This is a genomic window from Mesorhizobium sp. M7A.F.Ca.AU.002.02.1.1, assembly GCF_003998535.1.
In the GTDB taxonomy this organism is placed as follows: Bacteria; Pseudomonadota; Alphaproteobacteria; order Rhizobiales; family Rhizobiaceae; genus Mesorhizobium; species Mesorhizobium ciceri.
In genome coordinates this window covers 1-6,655 of record NZ_RZPB01000319.1, presented here as the reverse complement: position 1 = coordinate 6,655, position 6,655 = coordinate 1, and the positions used below count along the sequence as shown (strand labels likewise).

The window sequence follows — 6,655 nt, the reverse complement described above, 5'->3', positions numbered from 1 at the left end:
CCGCAGATAATGATCGGCGATCGCACAGGCAACCATTGCCTCGCCGATCGGCACGGCGCGGATGCCGACGCATGGATCGTGGCGGCCCTTGGTCATGATCTCGACGTCCTTGCCGTCCTTATCGATCGACTTTCGCGGGGTCAGGATCGACGAGGTCGGCTTGACGGCGAAACGGGCGACGATTGCCTGGCCGGTCGAGATGCCGCCGAGGATGCCGCCGGCATTGTTGGACAGGAACACCGGCTTGCCGTCATTGCCGATGCGCATCTCGTCGGCATTCTGCTCGCCGGTGATGCGGGCGGCCTCGAAGCCGTTGCCGATCTCGACGCCCTTGACCGCGTTGATCGACATCAGGCCGGAGGCGATGTCCTGGTCGAGCTTGGCATAGATCGGCGCGCCGAGGCCCGGTGGAACGCCGTCGGCGACGATCTCGATCACCGCACCGACCGAGGAGCCCGCCTTGCGGATGCCGTCGAGATACTGCGTGAAGACAGGAACGGAAGCCGGATCGGGGGTGAAGAACGGATTTTCCGCATCGCCGATGAAATTCCAGTTCCAGTTGGCGCGATCGATGGATTTCTCGCCCATCGACACCAGCGCACCGCGCACCACCACGCCGGGCACCACCTTGCGCGCCAAGGCACCGGCCGCCACTCTGGCTGCCGTCTCGCGGGCCGAGGAGCGGCCGCCGCCACGATAATCGCGCACCCCGTATTTGACGTCATAGGTGTAGTCGGCATGGCCGGGCCGGTACTGGCGGGCGATCTCGCCATAATCCTTTGAACGCTGGTCGACATTCTCGATCAGCATCGACACCGGCGTGCCGGTGGTGATCATCGTCTCGCCGTCCTCGTCGAGGATGAAACCTGACAGCACCTTCACTTCATCTGGTTCGCGACGCTGCGTCACGAAACGTGACTGTCCCGGCCGGCGCTTGTCGAGTTCGGCCTGGATCTCGTCGCGCGTAAAGCGGATGCCGGGCGGACAGCCGTCGACCACGCAGCCGAGCGACGGGCCATGGCTTTCGCCCCAGGTGGTGACGCGGAAAAGGTGGCCGAACGTGTTGTGAGACATGAAATACCCTGCCCGGCATCGGAGCCGGCTGAAGATTGCGTTCTATTGGCGTTTTTCACAGGGGTCAAACTGTGATCTGGCGGATTTAGTTTTGACACATTCGGTTGGTTTCTGCTCTGCTCCATCCGCTGTTGAACAGCCCGCCGCCATGCCGGTGCAATGATAAAGAGGAACGATTATGCGTACCCTGATTAGCGCCGTTGCCGCCACGCTGCTGCTTTCCACCGCCGCTTTCGCCGGCCAGACCGAAGGCCTGATCAAGAAGATCGACAAGGACACGGCGACGCTGACGCTGGATGACGGCAAGTCCTACAAGCTGAACGCAGAGACCGATCTCGACGCGCTGAAGCCGGGCATGGACATCGTCATTGCCTACGATGTGACCAATGGCGAAAACGTCATCACCGACATGGAACTGCCGGACAGCTCAGCCAACTAGAGCTTCCAACCTCAATTGAATGCAGCGTTTGCGGTTCAGCTTTCGCCGAGCCGCCTGCGAAATGGCCTAGAGCGTGTCGCGTCTGAACGGATTCAGGCGACCCGCTTTAGGTCTTTGTTTTATGCATGTCGTTCTCCCAAAACCGGGGCCAATTTTGGGCGACATGCATCAAAGCCACTCCAGACTCTTGCCTTCGAGCTTGAGCAGGCGATCCTGCGGTATTTCCAGGTTCGCTGCCTCGTCCTCGGCCAATCCCAGAACGAAACGAAACAAGGTGCGCATGACGCCGCCATGGGTCACGCATATCGTCTGGCGTTCAATCGCGTCGAAGCATGGCCTCACCCGTTCGAGCAGCATCTGATAGCTCTCGGCGCCTTCGCCGGGCGGCTGGAAGTTCCACTTGTCCAGAGCACGCGTCCCGCTTGCTCCGGGATACCGCGTCTCCAGCTCGGGAAAGGTAAATCCCTGCCAATCGCCGAAATTGACCTCGACGAGGCGCGGATCGGTTCGATAGGCATCCGGATCCAGCTTCATCGCGGCGCGAATACGCTGCATCGTTTCGCGCGTCCGTTTCATCGGACTGGCGACGAAGTCGAATTCCCAGGGATCTGGAACCAACGCAGCTAGCCGAAGCCCGTTGCCGGTCGCCTGTTCGCGGCCAAGAGCATTGAGATCGGTGTCAGCCTGCCCCTGAAGCCGCATTTCGGCGTTCCACGCGGTCTGGCCGTGGCGCGCGATATAAACCAGCGGGTACATCAGGTCTTCCGGTGCGGATCGGGACGGACGACGGTTGGGGGGTGCTAGTCCTTGACCGTCGAAATATCAGGCGCGTCGACCGCCTTCATGCCGACGACGTGGTAGCCCGAATCGACGTGGTGCACTTCACCGGTGACGCCGCGCGACAGATCGGACAGGAAATAGACGCCGGAATCGCCGACTTCCTCCTGCGTCACCGTCTGCTTCAGCGGCGAATTGTACTCGTTCCACTTCAGGATGTAGCGGAAATCGCCGATGCCGGAAGCGGCAAGGGTCTTGATCGGGCCGGCCGAAATGGCGTTGACGCGGATCTTCTTGGCGCCGAGATCGACCGCCAGGTAGCGCACGCTGGCCTCGAGCGCCGCCTTGGCGACACCCATGACGTTGTAGTGCGGCATCACCTTTTCGGCGCCGTAGTAGGTCAGCGTCAGCAGTGAGCCGCCATCGGTCATCAGCGCCTCGGCGCGCTTGGCGATGGTGGTGAAGGAATAGACCGAAATGTCCATTGTGCGCAGGAAATTGTCGCGTGACGTCTCGACATAGCGGCCAGTCAGCTCATCCTTGTCGGAGAAGGCAATGGCGTGGACGAGGAAATCAAGCTTGCCCCAATGTCTGGCGACATTGGCGAAAACCTCATCCAGGCTCGCCGGATCGGTGACGTCGCAATGGCCGGCGACAAAGGCGCCCAGTTCCGCCGCCAGCGGCTCGACACGCTTCTTGAACGCCTCGCCCTGATAGGTCAGCGCTATCTCGGCGCCATGATCGACGCAGGCCTTGGCAATGCCATAAGCGATCGACCTATTGTTGGCGACGCCAAGAATGAGGCCGCGCTTGCCGGCCATTAGGCCCTGTCCACCCGCCATGTGAGCGCTCTCCGCAAGATTTCAGCTTTGTGGGTTGCCCTATCGCACAGGCACAGAGCCCCTTCAAGCGCTCAAAACGGACAGTTCAGGGGACAAAAGCCGCCGATCAGCCTTTTTGGCTGCGCAACAGCGCTTCGAGCGCGCTGTCACCGCCTTCCGGCAGCATGATACGCACATGAGCGTAGAGATCGCCGTGACCGCCGGCCTTTTCCGGCAGGCCTCTGCCCTTCAGCCGCAGGACCTTGTCGGAGCTCGACCAGGCCGGAATGTTGACCGCGAGCCTGCCGGTCGGCGTCTCGACAGGCACCTTGGCGCCGAGCACGGCATCCGCCAGCATCACCGGCAGATCGGCGTGCAGGTCGCGGCCTTCGATGCGGTAGCGTGGATGCCGGCGCAGATGGATCTTGACCAGCGCGTCGCCTGGCTGGCCCGGCCCCTGCTCGCCTTGACCCTTGAGGCGGATGGTCTGGCCATCCTCGACATAGGCCGGCAGCTTGACCGCCACCTTGCGGCCGTCGGGGAACATCGCCGTCACCTTTTCAGCGGTCGCCGCTTCCTCGATGGTGACGTCGAGCGTCACGTTCAGATCGGCAGCGGTCGTCTGCTGGCGGCGATCGCCCATGCCGGGACCGCGCGCGCCGGAAAAAGTGTCGCCAAAAATCTGGCTGAAGATGTCGCTGTTGCCGTCGAACGGATCGCCACCGGGTCGACCGGAGCGGAATTCGAACCGCGAGCCGCCCGGACCTTGCTGCCGGCGAAAGCCGCCAAACGGATCGCCGCCACCGGCAGCGCCCTCAAAGCCCTGGAATCGCGGCTTGCCGTCAGCGTCGATCTCGCCGCGATCGAAAGCGGCGCGATTCTTTTCGTCGCCGACGATCTCGTAGGCCTGGTTGGCTGCGGCGAAACGGTCCTTCGCCTTTGGATCATTCGGATTCTGGTCCGGATGATGCTTTTTGGCGAGTTTCCGGTACGCCGACTTTATGTCTTTGGCCGATGCGTTCCTGGCAACGCCCAGCACCTCATAGGGGTCGCGCATGCTTACTGCCCTGGAGAAGAGTTGAGTCTCTGGTTGCCTCTTATATGCGCTCCCATAGGAAGAAATTCCAGTGCTGGAGCCGCATATCAGACGCGGAAAATCAGAGCGCCTTGAAGTCCTGCATGCGCCAGCCGCCGGCGCTGGCCAGGCACAGTTCGCCTTCGAACATGGCAACGCCGTCAAAGCTTTCGCGCGAGGCCTTGAAGCGGCGGCAGGTCTGGCCGTTGTCCTTCAATTCCGCCAGATCGGTGATGGAACCGCGCGAGCCGGTACCGGCATTGGCCCATGGGACGGCCTGCCCGCCGAGCTGCTCGATGTCGGCCGAGGAGACTGCATTGCCGATCGTCGTCTGGTCGGAGTCGCGATCCAGACTGGCCGGCGCGGCCGAGGCCGATGTGCTGCTGGTCAGGATCGAGCGGTCGACTTCGGCTTTTTCCAGGCTGAAGCCGCCGGCGCCACAAGCGGCAAGCGGCAAGGCGACCGCCACGATCGCGGCTTTCGCGCTGGCCGAAGCGATAACGCTCCATTGCCTGCTGTCAAAAGCTTGCGCGATAAGCGACAATCGGCAGCCTCCCCCTTGCTTCGTTAAGAATCTTGGCTTTGTAAGAATCTTCGTGACAATTTGAGAAAAACTATGAGTGACACTGAGTTAACAAGCGGTGACTTTACCGAGGCTGCCGAGCCGTTTCGCCTGTTTGCCGCATGGCTGGACGACGCCACGAAAAGCGAGCCGAACGACCCCAACGGCGTGGCTCTGGCGACCGTCGATGCCGACGGCATGCCGGATGTGCGCATGGTTTTGCTCAAGGGGTTCGATGAAAGCGGGTTTGTCTTCTACACGAATTTCGAGAGCGCCAAGGGCCAGGAGATTCTTGGCAGCATGAAGGCGGCGATGTGTTTCCATTGGAAATCACTGCGCCGCCAGGTACGCATTCGCGGACCGGTGGAGATCGTCAGCGACGCCGAAGCCGACGCCTACTATGCGACACGGCCGCGCGGCAGCCGCATCGGCGCATGGGCCTCGAAACAATCGCGGCCGCTGGAAAGCCGCTTTGCGCTGGAGAAGGCAGTGGCCGAATACACGGCACGCTACCCGATCGGCGAGATCCCGCGGCCAAAGCACTGGTCCGGCTTCCGAATCGTGCCCACGACAATCGAGTTCTGGCACGACAGGCCGTTCCGCCTGCACGACCAGCTCGTCTTCAGCCGCAACGCGAAAGGCGCCTGGGACAAGACGAGGCTTTATCCCTGAAGAATAGGCTCAGGCCTTCTTTCTCGTCATGAACGCGGTGAGCGCGGCGCGCCCCTCATCGGACTTCAGGCGCTCGCGAAAATGCTCGCTTTCCTCGCCGATGCGGGCGACGAGGTCGTCGCGCGAGCCGCGCATCAGGTCGCGCGCGATCTTCAACGCCTGCGGCGGCTTGGCCGCGATCTGGCCGGCGGCCGCCAGCACCGAGGCCTCCAGTGCTGCTTCCTCGACCACCTCGTAGATCAGGCCGGCGGCCTTCGCCCGTTCAGCCGAAAAGCCCTCGCCGAGGCCGAGCAGCGCGAAGGCACCCTGCTGCCCGAGGATGCGCGGCGCCAAGAGGCTCGACCCCGCCTCGGGCACCAGGCCAAGGTCGACGAAAGGCGTCCTGAACACGGTGCGCGGCGTGGCGAAGGTCAGGTCGCAATGCAGGTTGAGCGTCGTGCCGATGCCGACCGCGATGCCGTCGACGCCGGAGACCATGGGTTTTTCGACCCTGGCCAGCGCCATCAGGAAGTCCCAGACTTCGGTGCCGCCGTCACCACCGGTGGCGATGATCATGAAGTCGGCAAGGTCGTTGCCTGAGGAGAAGGCGCCGGGCACGCCGAGAAAGACATGGACGCGGATCTCCGGGTCGGCGTCGCCTTCTGCCAGGCTTTTTGACATTTTCGCATACATGGCGCGCGTCAGCGCGTTCTTCTTGTCCGGCCGGTTCATGCGGATGATCTGGATGGCGCCCTGGCGCTCGACGAGGATATGGTCTGTCACGGTTCTTTCCTTGTGAACGTCAGGCGGAAATCAGCGTTTTTCCGGCAGCGGCGAGGCTTTCGGCGCCATCGATGACGCGCGCCCGCAAAGCGCTGACCTCGCCGAGCAGGTTTTCGGCGAAGAAGCGGCAAAGGGGAATACGGCCTTGGTCGGCAAGAGCGCCGCGCGCCAGATAGGCGCCGCCGGCGGCAAGCGAGATCAGCCTGAGATAGGGCGTCGCACCCGCCAGCGCCTCGTCCGCCCGGCCTTCGGCCGCCAGTTTCTGCAGGAAGCGGGTCGCTTCGCTGAGATCGCCAAGTGCCGCGTCGAGAGCGTCGGCGGTGCGGCCGAAACCCTGCAGGTTCGAGGTCCGCACCGCTGCGGCCATATCAGCCAGTTCGGCGATATAACCATGCACATGGTCGCCGCCGCCGAGCGGCAGCTTGCGCATCACCAGATCGATCGCCTGAATGCCGTTGGTGCCCTCGTAGATC

Annotated in this window: 9 protein-coding genes; 2 read left to right on the top strand and 7 right to left on the bottom strand. The window is 62.8% G+C overall.

What is annotated here, in order from left to right; translation table 11 throughout:
* Window positions 1-1,074: chorismate synthase (gene aroC / locus EN879_RS19540; protein WP_127274188.1), on the bottom strand; the 1,074-nt coding region annotated here is incomplete at its 3' end.
* Between the two features lie 178 nt (window positions 1,075-1,252).
* Here aroC and EN879_RS19535 point away from each other — a divergent pair.
* A complete protein-coding gene (locus EN879_RS19535; protein WP_013532801.1) occupies window positions 1,253-1,513 on the top strand; it encodes a DUF1344 domain-containing protein in 261 nt (86 codons plus the stop codon).
* A 168-nt stretch (window positions 1,514-1,681) separates the two neighbouring features.
* Here the strand turns inward: EN879_RS19535 and EN879_RS19530 are convergent, their stop codons facing one another.
* The 4 genes from EN879_RS19530 to EN879_RS19515 form a co-directional block, all read right to left on the bottom strand.
* The gene (locus EN879_RS19530) at window positions 1,682-2,269 is read right to left on the bottom strand and encodes a histidine phosphatase family protein (protein ID WP_013532802.1); all 588 of its coding nucleotides are present in this window, start codon (window positions 2,267-2,269) and stop codon (window positions 1,682-1,684) included.
* A gap of 44 nt (window positions 2,270-2,313) precedes the next feature.
* The gene (gene fabI, locus EN879_RS19525; RefSeq protein WP_063167666.1) at window positions 2,314-3,132 is read right to left on the bottom strand and encodes an enoyl-ACP reductase FabI; all 819 of its coding nucleotides are present in this window, start codon (window positions 3,130-3,132) and stop codon (window positions 2,314-2,316) included.
* 106 nt (window positions 3,133-3,238) lie between these two features.
* Entirely contained in the window at window positions 3,239-4,168 is a 930-nt protein-coding gene (locus EN879_RS19520; RefSeq protein WP_063167665.1) for a J domain-containing protein, read from the bottom strand.
* Window positions 4,169-4,268: 100 nt separating this feature from the next.
* Complete coding sequence (locus EN879_RS19515) at window positions 4,269-4,730, bottom strand: RT0821/Lpp0805 family surface protein (protein ID WP_013532805.1); 462 nt, start codon at window positions 4,728-4,730, stop codon at window positions 4,269-4,271.
* Between the two features lie 72 nt (window positions 4,731-4,802).
* Here EN879_RS19515 and pdxH point away from each other — a divergent pair, with 72 nt between their 5' ends.
* Window positions 4,803-5,420: a pyridoxamine 5'-phosphate oxidase gene (gene pdxH / locus EN879_RS19510; protein WP_127274187.1), complete on the top strand. Its 618-nt coding sequence runs from the start codon at window positions 4,803-4,805 to the stop codon at window positions 5,418-5,420.
* A 9-nt stretch (window positions 5,421-5,429) separates the two neighbouring features.
* Here the strand turns inward: pdxH and EN879_RS19505 are convergent, their stop codons facing one another.
* Window positions 5,430-6,182: a crotonase/enoyl-CoA hydratase family protein gene (locus EN879_RS19505; RefSeq protein ID WP_127274186.1), complete on the bottom strand. Its 753-nt coding sequence runs from the start codon at window positions 6,180-6,182 to the stop codon at window positions 5,430-5,432.
* Between the two features lie 19 nt (window positions 6,183-6,201).
* Window positions 6,202-6,655: acyl-CoA dehydrogenase C-terminal domain-containing protein (locus EN879_RS19500; protein ID WP_206520967.1), on the bottom strand; the 454-nt coding region annotated here is incomplete at its 5' end.

Excerpts from the sequence above, each read along its gene's own strand:
- EN879_RS19535 (WP_013532801.1), top strand. The coding sequence starts at position 1,253 with ATGCGTACCCTGATTAGCGCCGTTGCCGCCACGCTGCTGCTTTCCACC.
- EN879_RS19530 (WP_013532802.1), bottom strand. The coding sequence starts at position 2,269 with ATGTACCCGCTGGTTTATATCGCGCGCCACGGCCAGACCGCGTGGAAC.
- fabI (WP_063167666.1), bottom strand. The coding sequence starts at position 3,132 with ATGGCGGGTGGACAGGGCCTAATGGCCGGCAAGCGCGGCCTCATTCTT.
- EN879_RS19520 (WP_063167665.1), bottom strand. The coding sequence starts at position 4,168 with ATGCGCGACCCCTATGAGGTGCTGGGCGTTGCCAGGAACGCATCGGCC.
- pdxH (WP_127274187.1), top strand. The coding sequence starts at position 4,803 with ATGAGTGACACTGAGTTAACAAGCGGTGACTTTACCGAGGCTGCCGAG.